Genomic DNA, 20,137 nt, shown 5'->3' with positions numbered 1-20,137 from the left:
TGCGGGGAGTGGGCTCTTATTATTTCCAGCCAACTTCATTCATGATTTGAATTGCACGATCGTTGTTCTCTCCAAGTTCATTCAGACGAATGTCCTGCTCTTTGAACTCACCCCAGCTTTGCAGAAGCTCAGAAGGCTCTACATTAGGGTTGACCGGGTATTCATAGTTTGCTTCAGCAAATTGTTTTTGTGCTTCCTCTTTAGAAAGGAACTCAATGAACTTCTTCGCGTTTTCCGTGTTTTGGCTGCTTGCTGTCACACCAACACCACTGATGTTTACGTGAGTACCTGTTGTATCCTGGTTCGGGAACATGATTTCTAGCTGTTCCGCAACTTTAACTTCTTCTTCATCTTCAGAATTCAACATTTTACCCATGTAGTAGGTATTCATAACGGCTACATCACCTTCACCGGCAGCTACAGCTTTTGCCTGGTCACGGTCTCCACCTTGAGGGTCACGGGCCATGTTGTCCACAATGCCTTGTGCCCATTCTTTCGCAGCTTCTTCACCTTCAGTAGCAATCATAGAAGCGACAAGGGACTGGTTGTAAATATTAGAAGATGAACGGATCAGGACTTTATCCTGGAATTCATCTTTTGTCAGGTCCATATAAGTTTGAACGTCTTCTTCATTTACGCGTTCTTTATGGTAAGCAATGACACGAGCACGTTTCGTCAATCCGAACCAGTTGTTATCTTCATCGCGGAATTTCTCCGGAATGTTTTCACTTAATACATCACTTTCAATGGGCTGCAGAAGCTCTTGGGACTTCGCACGGTGCAGACGGCCAGCATCCGCTGTGATTAAAAGATCGGCTTCAGAAGCTTCACCTTCACGGTCAAGACGTGCAATCAACTCATCGTCTTTTCCTTCAATGACGTTGACTTTAATGCCTGTTTCTTCCTCGAACTTGTCGTAAAGCTCCTGGTCAGTATCATAGTGACGCCCAGTGTAAAGGTTCACCTCTCCACCAGTTTCTTCTGAAGCGTTCTCTTCGCTGTTTTCTTCTGTGTTCGTTGTTTCTTCTTCATTCGATTCCGTTGCTTCTTCCTGATCGTCTCCGCCGCAAGCAGCAAGTACGAACATAGAAAGGATAAGGATAAAGCTCATTAAAAACCATTTGTTTCTCATGTTCTTTCCACCTCTTATGTAAAATTTTATCAATCATTGATAATGATTTTCATTCCAGATTCAATTTTAATAGATTTAGGAAAGAAGTCAAGTGAATATTGAGAATTTTTTTCATTTAGATGATGATAAGGTTTCATATTCTATTACGCTATATGGCAGGATTGTGGGAGACTCAGTTTCGAGATGTTTTCGGGCTTCGTTACCTTATTGGGCGTCGGGGATGGCTGGGAAGTTACTCGCTTTCCTGTGGGGGAGTGGCGAGCTTCCTCGGGCTACGCCCTGCGGGATCTCGCCGATTTCCTTTCTCCCACGGGAGTCTCGCCACTTCCCAACCACACCATTCGTTGTATGGGTGTAACGAACCCATGTACCAAGTTTGGTGGTCTTCTACTATCCAACTGTTAGGGGGGAAAACGCTTTGGATTAGGCTTTTCTGTGCTAGGCGAGTTGTTCTTTCATCCTTTCCTAATAATCATACGAGCTGTCCTTATAGTAGTGGTTTCGAGGACCTTTTATGATAAAGGGGCGGAGGGGAATGGCGAGACTCCTGCGGGAAAAAAGTGCAGGGTGAGACCCCACAGTCCGAGGAGGCTCACCGCGCTCCCGCGAAAAGCGAGCTATTCCCCGCAGCCCCCGTCACTCAACAAAAGTCTCGAAACTGAGTATTCAACTAAAGGGAGCGTTAGTGGAATGGGGGTTGTTTGATAGATAAGGAGTAGAGGGTGGGGAGCACGTATGGTAAAATAGTTGAGTTCTTATAGTTGTTGGTTTGTTTGTAAGCAATTATGGGAACTGACTTTATATGGAAAAATATAACTTAAAGAGGTGAAGGTTATGGTGGAAGATATACTTACTTTTCTGAACGACTGGATGTGGGGAACCATACTCGTTGCTGCCTTGCTCGGCTTAGGCTTATGGTTTTCGATTAAACTGAATTTTGCCCAGTTTACATACATACCAGAAATGTTCCGGGTCCTTTTTGATAAGCGATCCATTTCTGCAGAGGGCAAAAAAGGAACGTCTCCGTTCCAGGCATTTGCTATTAGTACCGCCTCCCGTGTTGGTACGGGTAACTTAGCAGGAGTGGCCGCTGCGATTACGGTCGGGGGGCCCGGCGCTGTTTTCTGGATGTGGATTGTAGCCATTCTTGGCGGAGCCTCAAGCTTTATTGAAAGTACACTTGCACAAATCTATAAAGTCCCTGAAGAAAAACAGTATCGAGGCGGTCCAGCCTATTATATTGAAAAAGGGTTGAAAAACAGAGGACTTGGGATTGTTTTCGCAATCACCATTACATTTACGTACGGATTAGTTTTCAGTTCTGTTCAATCCAATACGATTCGTCTAGCTTTTGAAAATTCCTTTGATATGGATAAATGGTTGCTTGGCGGCATTCTTACTTTTATTGTAGCTATTATTATTTTTGGTGGGTTAAAACGAATCGCTCAAGTGACCCAGTTCATCATTCCGATTATGGCTATTTTCTATATCATTCTTGCAGCATACGTATTGGTTGTGAACATTGGACAGGTGCCGACGATGTTTGGACAAATTTTCGCTGGTGCTTTCGGCTTTCGTGAAGTTGCCGGGGGTACGTTCGGCGGTATGATTCTTATTGGGATTAAGCGTGGATTATTCTCCAACGAAGCAGGAATGGGGAGTGCGCCAAACGCAGCTGCTACATCTGAGGTCACGCACCCTGTCAAACAAGGGTTGATTCAAACATTGGGCGTATTCACAGATACTTTGCTTATTTGTAGTGCGACTGCTGTCATTATTCTCTTTGCCGGAGACTATGTAGGAACAGACCTTGATGGAATTCAGCTGACTCAGGAGGCATTTGAATCTGAACTCGGCGCATGGGCGGCCGTTTTCATTGCCATAGCTATCTTCCTTTTCGCATTCAGCTCAATCATCGGGAACTATTACTATGGAGAGACGAACATCGAATTCATCAAAACAAGTAAACCAGCGATCTTTATTTACAGAGTAGCTGTACTGTTTATGGTCATGTTCGGTGCGATTGCTGAGTTTGGTCTTGTATGGTCACTGGCCGACTTGACGATGGGGATCATGGCATTGATCAACTTATATGCGATTTTCCGATTATCATCCGTGGCATATGCTGCACTGCAAGACTATCGTAAGCAGAAGAAAGCAGGGAAAGATCCGGTCTTTTATCAAGACCATCTCCCGGGTGTCGACGGGATGGAATACTGGAGAAGAGATCAGACTTCAGAAAAGGAACATGGTTAACAAACATAAACAGCCTCAGGATTTCGTTCCAGAGGCTGTTTTTTCTTTTATGCGCGAACGGCATCCATTTATAGGATGCCGTTCGCGCCAAACGAGGCCAGAATCGCTGCATCAGTTCTCACTCTTTCATATGTGATATGATGGACAGAGATATTTAGTAAAAGGAATGAGCGGAATGAGTTTACTATCAGTCAATCAATTGAGTAAAAGTTATGGAGATAAAAATCTGTTCGATGACCTTACTTTCACGATATCCAATCAACAGCGAATCGGCCTGATTGGAGTGAATGGTACGGGGAAATCCACGCTTATGAAGATTCTCGCAGGCATAGAGAGTGGTGATTCAGGAGATATGGATCATGCGAAGGACTTTACGGTGGAATATTTGCCGCAGGAACCGGAATTAGACGAGAGTAATACCGTTCTTGAGCAAATCTATCATGGTGACGCAGAGATTATGGTCGTTATGAGAGCCTATGAAAAAGTTCTATTGGACTTAGCGGCTCACCCTGAGGATCCAAAAGTCCAGGAACGTATGCTGGACCTTCAGCAAAAGATGGATGAAAAAGGGGCCTGGGAAGCAAACACAGTTGCCAAAACGATACTGTCCAAGTTAGGGATCGAGTTTTTTGATAAGAAGATCAGTGAACTTTCTGGAGGACAGAAAAAAAGGGTCGCTATTGCTAAAGCTCTCATTCAGCCGGCGGATTTGCTTTTACTGGATGAGCCAACGAACCATCTGGACAATGAAACCATTGAGTGGCTGGAAGAATATTTGGCATCCTATAGAGGATCACTCGTCATCGTCACGCACGACAGGTACTTCCTGAATCGTGTGACGAATTTGATCTATGAACTGGATAAAAGCCGGTTGTATATCTATGAAGGAAACTATGAAACATTCCTCGAGAAAAAAGCGGAAAGAGAAGAGTGGGAGCGTCAAGCTGAACAAAAACATCAAAATACTCTCCGTAGAGAGCTTGCCTGGTTGAAGGCTGGTGTGAAAGCGAGAACGACAAAGCAGAAGGCTCGCAAACAACGTGTGGAATCCATGAAGGAAGAGACCTTTGATACGAAGAAGGAAAACGTGGATATGGCGATTGGTTCTACAAGATTAGGAAATCAGGTCATAGAGTTAGAGGGGATTACCCACGGTTTTGGGAATCAACCTCTGATCGATCATCTGGATTATCTTGTCGTGCCGGGAGAAAGACTCGGGATCATCGGCCCGAATGGCTCTGGTAAAACGACGTTGCTGAACATTATGGCTGAACGCATTCAACCGGATACCGGAAATGTCCACATCGGTTCCACTGTTAAAATAGGCTATTATACGCAGGATCATGGAGAGCTTGATGAGAATTTGAAAGTCATTGAATATATTAAAGAAGTAGCGGAAGTCATCACGACAGCGGATGGAGATGAAATTACTGCGGAACAGATGCTGGAGCGTTTCTTATTCCCACGCCCGCAACAGTGGACGTATATTAAGCGTCTTTCTGGTGGAGAGCGCCGTCGTTTATATTTGCTTAGAGTTCTCATGAGTGAACCGAATGTTCTTTTCTTGGATGAACCGACCAACGACCTCGACACAGAGACGCTTAGTGTGTTGGAAGATTATCTGGATCAGTTCCCAGGTGTGGTCATCACGGTTTCCCACGACCGTTATTTCCTGGATCGTGTTGTTGACCGCCTGTTAGCTTTTGAAGGGGATGGAGACGTCCGGAAGTTTTACGGCAATTACACGGAATATCTTGAAAAGAGAAAAGATGAGAAGAAAGAGGTCCAGGTGAACAAAAAGCCATCAACTCAGGAAGATACACGCCGGGCGAATCGAAAGCGTAAGTTATCCTATCGGGAAAAGCAGGAATGGGAGACGATCGAAGATGAAATTTCTGCTTTGGAGGAAAAGGTAGAGCTTCTTGATGAACAACTGGCCGCAGAAGCGACCAACTACGACCGTGTACAGGAACTTTCTAAAGAAAAAGAGGAAGCCGAGACAGAATTAGAAACGAAAATGGAGCGGTGGGAAGAGCTTTCCTTGATTGTCGAGGGAGTAGAGGATGAATAATGACAAGGAGAGTGGGGAGCGTCTGCTTTCCACTCTTTTTTATATGAAAATCACCCCCTTATTTTTGTAGTCCCGTGCGTTTTATGGAATAATGAATACGGATACAAGCATTGACAGGAGGAATGTAATCATGAAAATGCCAAGCAAAGAAAACTTAGAAAAATACGCAGAGTTAGCCTTACGCACAGGCGTCAATTTGCAAAAGGATCAATTGTTAATGATTAATTCTACGATTGCTGGAGCGGATTTCACACGCATCGTCGCACGAAAAGCTTTCGAAATGGGAGCGAAAGATGTACATATTAACTGGGGTGATGATGAACTGACACGCATGAAATATGAACATGCAGATCAGGAGACATTATCGGACGTCCCTGAATGGCAGAAACAGCAATACACGTACTTTGCTGAGCAAGGGGCAGCCATTCTTTCCATTCGCTCCACAGACCCTGATCTTCTGAAAGGTATCGATGCAAGCAAAGTGGCAGCTGCTACAAAAGCGAGATCAGAAGCGATGTCCAAGTTCCGTGATTATACGATGAATGACCGCATCCAATGGTCGATTGTCAGCATCCCGATTCCTAAGTGGGCACAAAAGATCTTCCCTGGAGAAGAGGAAGATACAGCGGTTGAAAAGCTTTGGGAGCAAATCTTCAGCATCGTCCGTGTCGACCGTGAAGACCCGGTTGCTGCATGGGAAGAGCATAATCAAACGCTGATTAAAGCTCGTGAATACTTGAATGAAAAACAGTACCAGAAGTTGATTTATAAAGCTCCAGGTACGGACCTTGAAGTGGCGCTGCCTGAAGGACACATTTGGAAGGGTGGACCTTCGAAGACCGTTGAAGGAAAAATCCAATTCAACCCGAACATGCCGACGGAAGAAGTATTTACAGCTCCTCATAAATATGGAGTAGATGGGAAAGTTTCCAGCACGAAACCGTTGAACTACGGGGGGAACGTCATCGACAACTTCACGTTGACGTTTAAAGAAGGGAAAGTTGTTGATTTCACAGCAGAAGAAGGCGAAGAAACGCTGAAGCACCTTCTGGAAACAGACGAAGGTTCTCGCAGACTTGGAGAATTGGCACTTGTGCCGCATGAGTCACCGATTTCTCAATCCGGATTGATTTTTTATAACACCCTTTATGATGAAAATGCTTCTTGTCACCTTGCCCTCGGAAAAGCGTATCCGAATAACATGACAGGCGGGTCAGACATGAGCGCCAAGGAACTTGATCAGAATGGTGTGAATGACAGTCTATCTCACGTAGATTTCATGATGGGGTCCGGTGAGCTTGATATTGATGGTGTACGAGCTGACGGAACGACAGAACCCGTCATGCGCCAAGGAAGTTGGGCTATTACATTTGAATAAAACAGCAAAAACCGGCAGCTTTTAAGAAACTGCCGGTTTTCTTATGCATAAGCGAGCTGAATGTCTTCTTCGTGGAAGTGCATCTCTTTTTCAAAGTAAATGTCATACCATTGAAGAAACACATAGACGGTCCAAATGTAACGATGATGATTTCCTTTCCCCTCATAATGGTCGTTCAAATACTGAACTAATACATCCGTATGGAAAAATTGCTGAGCAGTTTCGGAAGTTAAAGAGGTTTTTACTAAGTCATAGTATTTTTTCTGTCTTAACCAATCCCGGATGGGGACAGGAAAACCGACTTTTTTACGGTCTGCCCATTCTTCAGGGAGTACAGACTTAGCGGCTTCCCTCAGGGCATATTTCGTGTCCTTGCCATTCGCCCTTAAAGAAGGAGCGAGGGAGGAAGCGACTTCCATTACTTCTGCATCTAGAAAAGGAACGCGTAACTCAAGAGAGTGAGCGGAGCTCATTTTATCAGCTTTTTGAAGGATGTCCCCAGGGAGCCAATGGTGAAGATCGGCGTATTGCATCTTCGTCGAATCATTGGCTCCTGAAACTTTGGCGTACGTCTTTAATAAAAGATCTGCGGGCTTAAGGTTCTGTTGATAAGCGGGTTTAAGGACTGAGTGAGCGTCTTCTGGACGGAAGACTTTGGCATGCCCGATGAATTTTTCTTCAATTTTCTCTCCACCCCTCGTTAAAAAGGTAGTGATCCTGTTCTTAGGGAGCTTCGATGTAATAGTGGCAATGGACTTGCGAAGCATAAACGGTACTTTCTCGTAAACCTTCTGCTCCGGACTGCTCTTATACCAATCATACCCTCCGAAAAGTTCATCGGCGCCTTCTCCGGAGAGAACGACCGTCACATGTTCTTTAGCCAATTCACTTAAGAAGAAAAGAGGGACGGAAGAAAGGTTGGCGTGGGGTTCATCCATATAATATTGTATGGTGGGCACCGCCTGGAAAAAATCCTCCGCTGTGATGAACCGTTTATGGTTTTCGACTGCTATCATTTGTGATAACTCTTGAGCGAGTGTTGTTTCATTAAACATGCCTTCATAATCTTCAAAACCGATCGAAAATGTCTTATTCGGTTTCAATAAACTTGTCACATAGCTTGAATCAATGCCACCAGATAGGAAGGAGCCTACTTCTACATCACTGATTTTATGATGACAGATGGAATCCTCTATCACGTCCTGGATTTTCTCAATGGCTTGGCTTACATCAGTGATTTCCTCAGAATAAGAAGGTTCCCAGTATCGTTGAATATTAAAGTTTTTCCCATCATGGATCATATAGTGGCCAGGGGACAGTTTGTATACGCCTTCGAAAAAGGTTTCCTCCATAGCCGAATATTGAAAGGTAAGGTAGGGTTGTAAAGCTTCATGATTGAAGGATTTGCGAAACCCCGGATGGGGAAGAAACGATTTGATTTCTGACCCAAACAAGAAGGATCCGTCTGTCGTTTCTTCTGTATAGTAAAGCGGCTTAATGCCGAAAGGATCCCTCGCAAGAAAGAGGTGTTTTTCCACCTTGTCCCATATAGAAAAAGCGAACATGCCTCGTAACTTCTGCAATATCTCAGGACCATATTCTTCGTATCCATGAAGGACAACCTCACTATCCGCCTGACTTTGAAACGTATGCCCCTTTAGAAGTAAATCTTCTTTCAAACTTTGAAAATTATAGATCTCCCCGTTGAAGACCATCATATATCGTTCATGCTCACTAAACATCGGCTGATTGCCATTTTCAGAAACATCGATAATCGTGAGTCTTTGAAATCCGAAACTGATCTCTCCATTTGTGTATGAACCTTGATTGTCTGGTCCGCGATGATGGATTTTCGCCATCATTTCCTGAATAAAGGAAGGATTTTCAATGCCTTTATGATTGAATATTCCGACTATTCCACACATGTGATGCCTCCTTTTTAGAATCCTACACCCGAAAGCAGGGAGAACCTCCTCCGTGGTTTGGAAGAGGACTCCGTATTTTTTTATTTATTACCAGCGAACATCCATGCCTTCAAATTGCAATTCTTCGTAATTAGGAACAACCGAAGGGTCGACCCTGACGATGTTCAAAGATTTCAGTTCAAGAATGTCTTCAGCCGTACCTCTAAAGGAGGAATTAATCAAATTCAAGTACGTGATGGTTTGCAGGCCTTCTTTGACCCGACTCAAATCGTCGACGGTCGGACCGATGAAGGTCGCTTGATCCAAGTGAGGAACTTCTTTTAATAACTCTCCTGGTATGATGGCTTGATTCAGCTTAAGCACGAAAAGGGACTGCATCGCTTTAAAATATTCAATGTCTTCGTCCACTTCATAGATGCCGGATAAATGGGAAGCGTTAATCGTCAAATCTTCTAAATACAGGAGATCACGCTTAGTAATAGCTCCCGGCTCTTTCCCTACGGACCTTGCGATGGACCGAAGGATTAAATCGTCCATGACCACAGGTTCATCCGGGTTCTTGACCTTAATGAAGTCTCGATGATGACCGGTTGCAGTATAGTTCTCTTCTATCAGATCACCTTCTTCTGATAGATAAAGAAGTGTTGCTTCATTCAGGTAATCCCGATTTTCAGATTCCACCCAGTCGAGCTTCAAGGAAATTTCTACATCTCCGCGTTCAAAAGCCTCTTTTGTTGGAGGCATAGGACCAATGTACGCGGAAGAATCTCCCGGTTCATTGTGACGGTCAAAGGAATAATAAACTTCCAACAAATTAACCTTTCTCCCATCGGTGTCATTCTCTTTTGTAAAACGTTCGAATTCTGCTTCGACTCCATGGAATTGTTCAATGACCACTTTGGCCTTGCTTTTACTCGGCATAGAGGTAATGACTTCCTTTAGTTTTTCCACCTTTACATGAGTGGGTTCTTCTGGAACCGGGTCAGGTGCAGGGGGGGCTTCTTCTGTTGGATCTTTTTCATCTTGCATTGGTGAAGAGGATTGTTCAAACCAATCGGTCTTTACAAAGGTATAAAAGGACCCACTCAAAACAAGGAAAGCAAGAAGGACCGTAACCATTTTCGGAGCAGCAGGGAATCGTAGCCGGCGTTTTGGCTTGTTTTTATAAAAGCGCTCTTTATCTTTATCTGTGAATAAAGGATCCTCCCCAATTTGGCGGTTGATGGCTTCTTTTATTCGTTGATGATCCACGGGTCTATCCCTCCTTCATCTGCTTTTTCTCTAAGCAGTTGACGTGCGCGTTGCATCCTTGTTTTGATCGTGCTTAGAGGTGTGCCGGTCGCTTCAGCAATTTGTTTCTGCGTCATATCTTGTTGGAAGGTCAGAATCATTACTTCTCGATATTTAATAGGAAGGTCAAGGATGACCCCTGCTATTTCATCCCACTGTTCCTTTTGGACGACTTTTTGCTCTGGATAGTTCGGATCTTTTTGATCGCGCCATTTATCGGTAGCGATTTTAATGCGGTGAATAGGGGAGCGTAAATAATCTTTGCATCGGTTGATAGCGATTCTCATCGCCCATGTCTTCAATTGGGAATCTCCGTTGAACCTGTCCCACTTTCGATAAATCTGCAACAGAACTTCCTGAAAAATATCGTCTGTGGTATGGTGATTCTTCACATATGTAAAAATGGTTCTTTTCAATGATTCTCCGTATTGGTCCATGACGTACTCAACCGCTTCTTCGCGTGTGTACTGATTTTGTATAAGTCCGGACACCAGGCTTTCCTCTCCTTTCTCTTTCATTAGACGATATTTCATGACCTAAGGTCTGCAATAATACAAATTCCTTCAAAAAATCTACTTATTCCCTTAAAACTCCCGGTTTTTGAAGACTCAGTTTCAAGATACACGGGAGGCGTTGCTTCAGTTGAGCGTCAGGGGCTGCTGAGAAACTACTCGCTTTTCTGTGGGTAGTGGCGAGCTTCCGCCCTAAGGAGGCTCACCGCGCTACCGTGGAAAGCGAGTTATTCCCCGCAGCCCTCTTCCACTTAAAAAAATCTTGAAATGGAGTCTTTCACAATCCCGTTATATCCATATCCTTCAAGAACATCAGCCACGCCTAAAATCATGGAGATGGGGGAAAAGAAGAGGAGGGAGGTGTGCGGATGATTTATGATGTTGGAGTTGTAGGTGCAGGCTTCGGAGGGCTGGCAGCTGCAGCTTCCCTCGCGGAAAAAGGAATGAAAGTGGCCGTCTTTGAAGCCTCTAATGAACTTGGGGGTAGTGCAGGGAAATTTGAACGAAACGGATACCGTTTTCAGTCCGGTGCCACCCTTGGTATGGGATTTGAAGAGGGAGGGGTTCTTCGCCGACTCTTCGATCAATTAAAAATTGATCCTCCTGACATGACCTTGTTAGATACCATCATGGATATCCACATGCCGGACCGCACCATCCACTATTATCGTGAGCGAAGCCGTTGGTATGATGAGATCCAACGAATTTTTCCAGAACAATCTTCTGCCATCCAATCGTTCTATGATGAAGTGTATAAAGTGGGAGCAATGGTTGATCGTTTAACGGAAGACCTTCCAGTATTTCCTCCACGAACAATAAAAGACATGACGCGTGTCGTCCCTTTAGTAAACAAGAATTCATTGCAACTTCTTCCCTTCATGAGCCAGACGATAGAAGATCGCTTGAAGAAGTATGGGCTTCATAATCATCATCTTTTTCGCGTGTTTTTGAATGGGGAGTTAATGGATAGTGTTCAAACAAGCGTTGAATATTGCCCTGCATTTTTAGGCTATGCTGCGTTACAAACGTTTCATAAAGGCGCTTATGCTGTACATGGAGGTCTTGCTTCTGTTGCCGAGCGTTTGGCGTCATTCATCAAGGATTCAGGGAACGATATTTATATGCGTCACCCTATCCACAAAGTAGAGAAAAGCGGCAGGCATTTTGAATTTCATACGAAGCGTGATCAAGTCTTTCGAGCTCAAAAGGTGCTGTTAAACAATTCTGTTCATAATTTCCATGATACGGTATCAGACGAGTTAGGTGAACAATCCTATATACAATCATTAAAAGAAGAAAAAAGGGATACATGGGGAGCTTTTATCATTCATGGAGGTGTGGATGGGACGGTTTTTGAAGAGTCTGAGGTTTTGTATCATCAGTTTATTGACCCTGACCACCCGGACGAACTCCATGATGGGGGACAGTTTTTAATGTCTTTATCCCATCCCGGGGATTTGAAGATGGCGCCTTATGGAAAGCGGTCATTGACCATTTCTACTCACACCTCTCTTTCTAACTGGTGGAACTCTGATCAATATGAAGCGGATAAGGAACACATGAAAAAACGCCTTCTGAACACGGTGGATTTTTACTTCCCAGGATTTGAAGAAAAGTTAGACATCGTTCTTCCTGGGACACCGGTTACTTTTCAAAAGTGGTTGAGAAGAAAAGGTGGAAAGGTAGGAGGGTACACACCGACGGGGAAATATAGCTGGCTGAACAGTTACTCCATCCGCACCGGCATTCCGGACGTTTATCAATGCGGGGATACAGTTTTTCCAGGGGCCGGGACACTTGGAGTAACCTTGTCAGGGATGACAGCCGCAAAGGAAATGACGAGATGATTAATGAAAAGTGATTAGGGAATAAGAAAAGAAAAGGTGAAAGATAAAGGAGATGAATTTGTATGTATAACGATGGAAGTAACGAAATGCCGGGATTCCAAGCCAACCCGAATAACTACGATGAGTGTCAGCGCTGTGGCAAACCGCTTCAAATCAAAGAAGAGAGAGAAATCAATCTTTGCAAGGAATGCCAGAACAGACAGGAAGATCATAAAGTCGAGTCCAAAGAAGATTAAAGAGAAGCGATCTCTTTCAAGGGGTCGCCTTTTTCATGCGTTTCTTTTAAAAAACAATACACTAAAGGATAAAGGATATAGCTTTACACCATAATAATAAGAGTGATAAAGTTGTACATTGTGCATTCCAACACACTATGAATTAAAGGAGACAACTATGGAAAATAAAAACACAGGCCGTATCGACTGGCCGGTATTTGTAATAAGCGGAGGATTATTGGTCCTTTTCGTTATTCTTGCACTTATTGATATTGATTTGATTGAAATGATCGTCAGTGACAGCTTTGCATGGTCAGCCAAGTACTTCGGTGCTTTCTGGCAAGTGCTCATGCTTGCTACGTTCGTTGTTGGTTTATATTTAGCTTTTTCACGTTATGGAAAAATCAGAATGGGGGATATGGAGAAGCCAGAAATAGGGTTATACAAATGGCTATCCATCATTATGGCAACCCTCTTGGCCGGCGGAGGCGTTTTCTGGGCTGCTGCTGAACCGATGTGGCACTTCCTGACTGTGCCCCCATCCCAGTCGGGTGGAATTGAAGCTGGGACAGAAGCAGCGATCAATCCGGCATTGGCACAAAGTTTTATGCACTGGGGCTTCCTTGCTTGGGCCATTCTTGGCACAATCAGTGCTGTCGTCATGATGTATGGTCACTATCATAAAGGCATGCCGATGAAACCTAGAACCTTGCTTTATCCGATCTTCGGTGAAAAATTGCGTCACAGCTGGTTAGGTACGATTATTGATGCTTTCTCTGTTATTGCTGTAGCAGCAGGGACGATCGGACCGATTGGCTTCCTTGGTCTTCAGGCTAGTTACGGACTTCAGGAAATTTTCGGAATCCCTAATCAGTTCAGCACACAGTTTTCCATTATTTTTGCTGTTGTAGTTATATCGACGATTTCAGCAGTTACAGGTTTATATAAGGGAATTCAGATTTTAAGTAGCTTCAACGTCCGAATGGCGATTGCGTTGATGGCGTTTATCGTCATCTTTGGACCTGGTGGTTTCATCATTGACCACTTCCTGGCAGGCTTCGGATATTATGTCGATCAATTCATTCCGATGAGTACGTATCGAGGCGATGAAGGCTGGCTGTCTCTATGGACAGTATTCTTCTGGGGATGGTTCATCGGGTATGGACCGATGATGGCGATTCTTGTCAGCCGTATTTCAAGAGGTCGGACAATCAGAGAGATTATCATTGCTGTATCTGTCTTTGCACCAGTTATTTCTACGTTTTGGTTTACGGTCCTTGGCGGATCAGGAATCTTCTTTGAATTGAACAACCCTGGATCTGTATCCAACGCATTGAATGAAGCAGGTAATCCAGCAGCGATGTTCGCCATTACTGAACAATTCCCGTTAGCAAGTATCATTTCTCCGTTATTCCTGTTATTAACGATTCTTTTCGTTGTAACGACGAGTGACTCCATGTCTTACACGATTGCCATGGCCGTCACAGGAGAAGGGAACCCGCAAAGCTGGCTTAGAGTGTTCTGGGCCGTATTGATGGGCGCGATCGCTGTCATTCTGTTAATCACAGGCGACAGTGGTATTACTCAGCTGCAAAACTTCATTGTTGTTACAGCTGTTCCAGTATCCATTCTTCTACTGCCAATGATCTGGCTTGCACCAAAAGTAGCGAAGAAGATGGCTATTGACCAACGAATCACCAAAAAATAAATATTTTCTCATAAAAAAATGCCCGGGAAAGCCTCCCGGGCATTTTTTTATATATAGAACCAAACAACCGCCCCACAAGTGGAGTGGGGGATTAGATAGCCTCAACAGTTCGCAGAACGGCACGGACGGGGCTGCCATCAGCCTGCTCCATTTTCAATGGAAAAGCAAAAAGCTCATAAACTCCTGATGACACTTGAGAAAGGTTGATCCCTTCAAGAATCAAGATGTCATTTCGGTACAGGGTGTGGTGTCCTTTTAACTCTTTACTCGTTTCAGGGTCAACAGAAGGAGTATCGATTCCGATCAGGTCTATGCCATGTTGTTTTAAAAATGGACCGATATCATCACCGATGACCGTGTATGGATCAGGGAAGCGGGTACGGTCTTTCCAACTGTCTGTTCGGAATAACACTTTACTTACCTTACTCAAGTCGACGCCTTCCAGGAGCTCTTTCGTGATGGCCGGTTTATCTTTTAGGTGAACAACCAGCGCTTGTCCCGAAAATCGATCGACGGGTAGGTCTGCAATTTTTAAGCCGGCGGAATCATAGTGATAAGGGGCATCCACATGGGTTCCAATATGATTACTGCCTTTGAATTGGCCAACATTGACAGAGCCCGTATCCTCCATGGACCACGTCAGCTTGTATTCAAAGGGCTCGTCTCCTGGCCAGGGAGGCGTTTCGTTGTTCAATATCATGGTAATATCAATGAATTTCATCATTAAAAACCTCCTTAGGCGATGGTATCTCTTTCATTTTTAAACTGCTTTTGTTTGTCATTCTCCAGGATGTCTTTCAAGCGTGAAACCACCTCATATACATCTTCATATGACGTATAAAAAGCAATCGGTGCAAGGCGGATGACGTTCGGTGAACGGAAGTCCGGGATGATGGCTTCTTGTTTTAAAGCCTTACAGATGCTTGCGGCCTCGTCATGGATGAGACAGATATGGCCACCTCGGTGTTCATCATTCAAAGGATTACCGATTTTGAAGCCGTACCCTGATAGTTCCTGGTGAACAAGGTCCATCAACAAACGGGTAAGCTGCAATGATTTTTCTCTAATTCGTTCGATCCCTGCTTCTTCAAAGAGCTCGAGTGATCCTAAGAGAGGTGCAGAACTGAGTACATGGGGGGTGCCGATTTGAAAAGCACCTGCGGATTCTGCTGGTGTTAGTTCATGGCTCATATCGAACTGTTTGTCTTTGTCTGAACTGAACCACCCTGCAAGACCTGGACTCTTGCCGAGATGCTTTTCGTTCACATACAGTCCGCCGACGCCTCCAGGTCCACTGTTTAAATACTTATACGTACACCAGACGGCAAAGTCGACGCCCCATTCATTCAAGCGGTGAGGAAGAGCACCGATTGAGTGGGCAAGATCAAAGCCGACGATGATGCCATATTCGTGAGCGGCCTTTGTTATTTTTTCAATATCTAGTAGTTGACCACTGCGATACAAAACGGAAGGCAGGAGAAGAACAGCGATGTCTTCGTCCATTTCTTTAATGATGGTATCTTCTGATAATGTATAGCCATCTTCACTTTGCACACGGATCAAGTGTTCTTCAGGCGCTAACCCGTGCCACTGGATCTGGCTCTTGATCGCATGAATATCAGACGGAAAGTTTAGTTCATCTGCAAGGATTTTCGTGCGTTTTCCTTCTGGCTTATAGAAGGTTGCCAGCAATTGATGGATATTGGATGTAATAGAACCGGTATTAATCACTTCTTCCGATTTCGCCCCGATGAGAGGAGCGGTCAAAGCTCCGATTTTCTCTGACATATAAAACCAGGGTTCTTCTCCTTCGGTCCATCCGCCGATCGCATGTTTTTTCCAATCGTTCAGGGATGTGGAGAGCGTTTCCTCGGAACGTCTTGAAAGCAATCCGAGGGAATTTCCATCCATATAGTAAAAACCTTCCTGGTAAAATTCACGTTTGAACGCTTGAAGCGTGTCTTGCTGGTCCATTGCTCTTACATCTTCTCTTGAGATTACAGGTTTAGTCATGAATCTTCCTCCTCAACTCTCATTCATCAATTAAGTTATGCTTCACAAGGACAGCCTTGATCATAGAGTAGGAATACCCCTCTGGGAGAGCCTCTTTCAAGGGTTTCAATTTATGCTCCTCCATTTGATCATAGACTTTCAAAATGTTACCTTCCTGTTCTTCATCAAACCAACGATTCCAATCAATTTCATTTCCTTCTTTTCCAGCTCGGAATATATGGTTCTCAATCGTTTGTTTGCCTATGCCTCTTTCTTTAGAGATGTCTTGTACATCATTTCCTTGTTTCCAAAGGTCGTAAGAAATGATGTGGCTGGGGCGGTCATCAAACGGATCCTTTTGTTGAATAGAAGGTTCGGTCGAACGAACCGGCTTAGGTTTTCTTTCTGTTTCCTGGGCCCACGGCCGTAATTTCTCCAGGAAAGGTTCCCCATACTTCTCGAATTTCTGCTCTCCAATTCCTTTGATGTTCATCATTTCTTCTTTGCTTTCCGGGAGATAGATGGTCAAGTCTTTAAGTGTGGCATCCGAAAAGATGACGTAAGGGGGAAGGTTGCTTTCATCGGCAATCGTTTTACGTAACTGTCGCAACTCTTCGAAGTATTGCTCATTATATTCTGTTTTCTGTTTTTTCGTTGTGGATTCAACAAGCATAAGGACAGGCTGACTCCCTTTAATGACAGAGACGGCTTCATTTGTCAGCTTTAATGAAGGATAACGTCCTTCGCCTGTAGATAGATAGCCTTCTGCGGTTAAAAACTGAATGAAGCGAGTCAATTCTTTTTCTGTATAATTCGGCATAATGCCATAGGTGGATAATTGTTGGAAACGGAACTGCTTCACCTTTTGATCAGCAGAGCCTTTGAGCACCTTAGCTGTAAGACCGGCTCCGAACCTTTCGCCCATACGCTTTACACAGGACAATACCATTTGCGCTTCCTTTGTCATATCCTGCTCTTCACCATCGTGGGTGCAGTTCGTACACTTTCCACATGGCTCAGAGTCCGTCGGATCATCAAAGTAGTCGAGGATGTATTGCTGCAGGCAGGAGTGAGTATGGCAGTAATTTACCATGGCCTGTAGCTTTGTGTACTCATCCTTTTTCTTTTCTTCATTGGGTGACTGGTCGATCAAAAAACGTTGCAGGTTGATATCCTGACTGGAGAAAAGCAATACGCAATCACCAGGCTCTCCATCACGGCCGGCACGACCAGCTTCCTGGTAATAAGACTCAATATTCATTGGCATGGAATAGTGGATGACGTAACGGACGTTTGATTTATCAATGCCCATCCCGAATGCATTGGTGGCAATCATCGTGGTCACTTCATCTTGAACGAAATCCATCTGGGCCTGTTTTCTTTGATTCTCTGTCATCCCTGCGTGATATTTTCCAGCCGCAAACCCTTTTTTGGTTAAAAGGTAATGAAGCTGGTCGGCATCTTTTCGTGTAGCCGTATAAATAATGCCGGATTCATTGGGAATCTGGGTCAAGTATTCGCTGATGAATTCTCGTTTGTCACGGCCTTTAATAATACGGAAAGACAAGTTGTCCCTTGCGAAACCTGTATTAATGACATTTTCATCTTCGACATCAATCAACTCTTTAATGTCTCTGATTACCTCCTGGGTGGCTGTAGCCGTTAGTGCCATAAGGACAGGGAGGTTTGCGACTTTCTTCAGGGTGGGGACAATCGACCGGTAGCTGGGACGAAAGTCATGCCCCCATTGGGAAATACAATGGGCTTCATCAAAAGCAATTAAGGAAAGAGATATGCTGTTGATTGCCGCCAGGAAATTGGGTGAGTCGAACCGCTCAGGAGCGACATACACGAAGGAATAGCGGCCTTTTTCCATATCTCTGAGCCTTTGTTGCTGCTCTGTAGGAGAAAGGGAGCTGTTGATATAAGTAGCGGCTACCCCATAGGAAAGGAGGGCATCCACTTGGTCTTTCATCAAAGAGATCAATGGGGATATGATGATCGCTGTTCCTTGCAGAGTGAGTCCGGGGATTTGGTAACAGAGGGATTTTCCGCCTCCTGTCGGCATGACAGCCAACGTATTTTTTTGATCTAACACATGAGTGATGGCCTCTTTTTGACCAGGACGGAAGGAGGGATAACCGTAGTATTGTTGGAGAATTTTTTCGGCCTGTTGAATCATCGTGATCATCCTTTTATACATAATCTTCTTTCTCCCACATCTTATCATGTTTCACGTGAAAACTGTGGGGAAAACTATAGAAGTCATACCTCTAAATAAAGGAGCGATTGTAAGATGAAGGCCATTGTTATTGAGCAATATGGAGATAAAGAACAATTAGTAGAAAAAGATGTGAAGCGCCCGGTTCCAAAGGAGAACCAGGTCATTGTGGAATTGCACGCCACATCCATCAACCCGATTGACTGGAAGCTTCGGGAAGGTTACTTGAAAGAAATGCTGGACTTTGAATTTCCTATCATTTTAGGATGGGATGCTGCAGGGATCGTCGCAGAGGTTGGTTCCTCCGTGGATAAATTCAAAGTAGGCGATCGTGTTTTTGCCCGTCCCGATACAACACGAGAAGGAACGTATGCAGAATACACAGCAGTGGATGAACACCTGTTGGCCCATCTTCCTGAGAATGTCTCTTTTGAGGAAGCGGCTGCCGTGCCATTGGCAGGTCTTACTGCATGGCAATGCTTAGTGGACTTTAGTGACATTCAAGAAGGGGATCATGTACTCATCCATGCAGGTTCAGGAGGTGTCGGCCACTATGCCATTCAAATTGCAAAACAAAAAGGGGCTTATGTGGCAGCGACAGCCAGCGGCAAGAACCAGGAGTGGGTAGAGAAGCTGGGTGTTGACCGTTTTATAAACTATAAAGAAGAGGATTTCTCAGAAGTATTGAGTGACTACGATATTGTCCTCGATACCCTTGGTGGAGAAATTCAGGAAAAAAGCTTTTCTGTCTTGAAAAAAGGCGGACGTCTTCCATCTATTGTCCAGCCACCGGATGAAGACCTCGCTGCCAAACATGGAGTGAAAGGCGGATTTGTCTGGCTTGAGCCGAGCGGAGATCAATTAGCCAAGCTTGCTTCCATGATGGAGGATGGAGATTTGGTATCTGTCATCGGGCACCGCTTTGACCTTAGTGAAGAAGGATTGAAAGAAGCTCACAGCGTCAGCGAAACTCACCATGCCAAAGGTAAAATTGTCATCAACATTAAATAGGATTTACACCTTCACACAGGACCAGGTCACCCCCAAAAGGATGACCTGGTCCGTTTTTTCACCCAACTACAACCTTCACAAAAGCTCCCTATTTTTGAAGACTCAGTTTCGAGATGTTCGTGTGATTCTAGGGGCTCCGGGAAAAGGTTCGTCTTGCTCCATCGTCCAGACACTCGCGTCATAAGCAGAAGAGCAAAGGAATGAAAAACACATTCCGTTGCTCTTCTGCTTATGCCAGTCATGTCTACCAGGACGATTCCGCATTTGAACACTTTCCATGGGGCGGGCGGTGAGTCTCCTCAGGCTCCGCCTTCCGGGGTCTCACCTGTCCCACACGTCCCATAGGAGTCTCACCGTTTCCCTCCGCCCCTTTACCTTATAAGTGTCTCGAAACTAATTCTAAAAGGGGTAGCATGAATGGTTGAGGGAAGTGGGTGATAGAACACCTGTATTCATTAGGAAGGTTCCAATTCTTCCCCCCTAGGCAGGCGTATAGTGTGTTGTATCAAGCATTTGCGTTTGCTAAACGTCAATGGGATAGAGTTTACATCATTCACTTCTCATAACCACACAAGCTGA

At 44.5% G+C, this 20,137-nt stretch carries 14 protein-coding genes; 7 read left to right on the top strand and 7 right to left on the bottom strand.

What is annotated here, in order from left to right; all coding sequences use genetic code 11:
* Window positions 1–19: 19 nt before the first annotated feature.
* Window positions 20–1,132 (bottom strand): Fe(3+) ABC transporter substrate-binding protein, encoded by a 1,113-nt coding sequence (locus VKA52_RS11700; RefSeq protein ID WP_160910791.1) that lies wholly within the window; start codon window positions 1,130–1,132, stop codon window positions 20–22.
* 834 nt (window positions 1,133–1,966) lie between these two features.
* Here VKA52_RS11700 and VKA52_RS11695 point away from each other — a divergent pair.
* The 3 genes from VKA52_RS11695 (at window position 1,967) to VKA52_RS11685 (ending at window position 6,837) form a co-directional block, all read left to right on the top strand.
* Complete coding sequence (locus tag VKA52_RS11695) at window positions 1,967–3,388, top strand: alanine/glycine:cation symporter family protein (protein ID WP_160910792.1); 1,422 nt, start codon at window positions 1,967–1,969, stop codon at window positions 3,386–3,388.
* Between the two features lie 175 nt (window positions 3,389–3,563).
* Window positions 3,564–5,459, top strand: a complete 1,896-nt coding sequence (locus tag VKA52_RS11690) for an ABC-F family ATP-binding cassette domain-containing protein (RefSeq protein WP_326315774.1) — start codon at window positions 3,564–3,566, stop codon at window positions 5,457–5,459.
* A gap of 130 nt (window positions 5,460–5,589) precedes the next feature.
* Window positions 5,590–6,837, top strand: coding sequence for an aminopeptidase (locus VKA52_RS11685; protein ID WP_206947450.1), 1,248 nt, complete (start codon window positions 5,590–5,592; stop codon window positions 6,835–6,837).
* A gap of 41 nt (window positions 6,838–6,878) precedes the next feature.
* On the opposite strand, the gene asnB is transcribed toward VKA52_RS11685, so the two are convergent.
* The 3 genes from asnB to VKA52_RS11670 form a co-directional block, all read right to left on the bottom strand.
* Window positions 6,879–8,762 (bottom strand): asparagine synthase (glutamine-hydrolyzing), encoded by a 1,884-nt coding sequence (gene asnB / locus VKA52_RS11680; RefSeq protein WP_326315773.1) that lies wholly within the window; start codon window positions 8,760–8,762, stop codon window positions 6,879–6,881.
* Between the two features lie 87 nt (window positions 8,763–8,849).
* On the bottom strand, window positions 8,850–10,013 hold the full coding sequence (locus VKA52_RS11675) for a hypothetical protein (RefSeq protein WP_326315772.1): 1,164 nt from the start codon (window positions 10,011–10,013) through the stop codon (window positions 8,850–8,852).
* Window positions 9,995–10,585, bottom strand: coding sequence for a sigma-70 family RNA polymerase sigma factor (locus tag VKA52_RS11670; RefSeq protein ID WP_326315771.1), 591 nt, complete (start codon window positions 10,583–10,585; stop codon window positions 9,995–9,997). Before VKA52_RS11670 ends, VKA52_RS11675 begins: the two co-directional genes overlap by 19 nt.
* Before the next feature lie 347 nt (window positions 10,586–10,932).
* Here VKA52_RS11670 and VKA52_RS11665 point away from each other — a divergent pair, with 347 nt between their 5' ends.
* The 3 genes from VKA52_RS11665 (at window position 10,933) to VKA52_RS11655 (ending at window position 14,334) form a co-directional block, all read left to right on the top strand.
* Window positions 10,933–12,411, top strand: coding sequence for a phytoene desaturase family protein (locus VKA52_RS11665; protein ID WP_326315770.1), 1,479 nt, complete (start codon window positions 10,933–10,935; stop codon window positions 12,409–12,411).
* Between the two features lie 62 nt (window positions 12,412–12,473).
* On the top strand, window positions 12,474–12,647 hold the full coding sequence (locus tag VKA52_RS11660; protein ID WP_202412332.1) for a hypothetical protein: 174 nt from the start codon (window positions 12,474–12,476) through the stop codon (window positions 12,645–12,647).
* 157 nt (window positions 12,648–12,804) lie between these two features.
* Window positions 12,805–14,334 carry a BCCT family transporter gene (locus VKA52_RS11655; protein WP_160910796.1) on the top strand — a complete coding sequence of 510 codons (1,530 nt, stop codon included), beginning with the start codon at window positions 12,805–12,807 and terminating at the stop codon, window positions 14,332–14,334.
* 91 nt (window positions 14,335–14,425) lie between these two features.
* Here VKA52_RS11655 and kynB read toward each other — a convergent pair whose 3' ends face one another.
* Genes kynB through recQ form a run of 3 tightly spaced genes read right to left on the bottom strand, consistent with a single transcriptional unit; the run spans window position 14,426 to window position 18,508 of the window.
* Window positions 14,426–15,058: an arylformamidase gene (gene kynB / locus VKA52_RS11650; protein ID WP_326315769.1), complete on the bottom strand. Its 633-nt coding sequence runs from the start codon at window positions 15,056–15,058 to the stop codon at window positions 14,426–14,428.
* Between the two features lie 11 nt (window positions 15,059–15,069).
* Complete coding sequence (gene kynU / locus VKA52_RS11645) at window positions 15,070–16,347, bottom strand: kynureninase (protein ID WP_326315768.1); 1,278 nt, start codon at window positions 16,345–16,347, stop codon at window positions 15,070–15,072.
* Window positions 16,348–16,366: 19 nt separating this feature from the next.
* Entirely contained in the window at window positions 16,367–18,508 is a 2,142-nt protein-coding gene (recQ, locus tag VKA52_RS11640) for a DNA helicase RecQ (RefSeq protein ID WP_326315767.1), read from the bottom strand.
* A gap of 114 nt (window positions 18,509–18,622) precedes the next feature.
* On the opposite strand from recQ, the gene VKA52_RS11635 reads away from it, so the two are divergent.
* Window positions 18,623–19,558 (top strand): NADP-dependent oxidoreductase, encoded by a 936-nt coding sequence (locus VKA52_RS11635; RefSeq protein WP_326315766.1) that lies wholly within the window; start codon window positions 18,623–18,625, stop codon window positions 19,556–19,558.
* Window positions 19,559–20,137 lie beyond the last annotated feature (579 nt).

The sequence above is a fragment of the Halobacillus sp. HZG1 genome (genome assembly GCF_035818575.1).
GTDB classification, from domain to species: Bacteria; Bacillota; Bacilli; order Bacillales; family Halobacillaceae; genus Halobacillus; species Halobacillus litoralis.
Note: the sequence above shows the minus strand (reverse complement) of the source record. Positions and strands in the feature narration are given on the sequence as shown.

Bases quoted from the DNA above. Each gene is read 5' to 3' on its own strand.
- VKA52_RS11700 (WP_160910791.1), bottom strand. From the start codon at position 1,132: ATGAGAAACAAATGGTTTTTAATGAGCTTTATCCTTATCCTTTCTATG.
- VKA52_RS11695 (WP_160910792.1), top strand. From the start codon at position 1,967: ATGGTGGAAGATATACTTACTTTTCTGAACGACTGGATGTGGGGAACC.
- VKA52_RS11690 (WP_326315774.1), top strand. From the start codon at position 3,564: ATGAGTTTACTATCAGTCAATCAATTGAGTAAAAGTTATGGAGATAAA.
- VKA52_RS11685 (WP_206947450.1), top strand. From the start codon at position 5,590: ATGAAAATGCCAAGCAAAGAAAACTTAGAAAAATACGCAGAGTTAGCC.
- asnB (WP_326315773.1), bottom strand. From the start codon at position 8,762: ATGTGTGGAATAGTCGGAATATTCAATCATAAAGGCATTGAAAATCCT.
- VKA52_RS11670 (WP_326315771.1), bottom strand. From the start codon at position 10,585: ATGAAATATCGTCTAATGAAAGAGAAAGGAGAGGAAAGCCTGGTGTCC.
- VKA52_RS11665 (WP_326315770.1), top strand. From the start codon at position 10,933: ATGATTTATGATGTTGGAGTTGTAGGTGCAGGCTTCGGAGGGCTGGCA.
- VKA52_RS11660 (WP_202412332.1), top strand. From the start codon at position 12,474: ATGTATAACGATGGAAGTAACGAAATGCCGGGATTCCAAGCCAACCCG.
- VKA52_RS11655 (WP_160910796.1), top strand. From the start codon at position 12,805: ATGGAAAATAAAAACACAGGCCGTATCGACTGGCCGGTATTTGTAATA.
- kynB (WP_326315769.1), bottom strand. From the start codon at position 15,058: ATGATGAAATTCATTGATATTACCATGATATTGAACAACGAAACGCCT.
- kynU (WP_326315768.1), bottom strand. From the start codon at position 16,347: ATGACTAAACCTGTAATCTCAAGAGAAGATGTAAGAGCAATGGACCAG.
- recQ (WP_326315767.1), bottom strand. From the start codon at position 18,508: ATGATTCAACAGGCCGAAAAAATTCTCCAACAATACTACGGTTATCCC.
- VKA52_RS11635 (WP_326315766.1), top strand. From the start codon at position 18,623: ATGAAGGCCATTGTTATTGAGCAATATGGAGATAAAGAACAATTAGTA.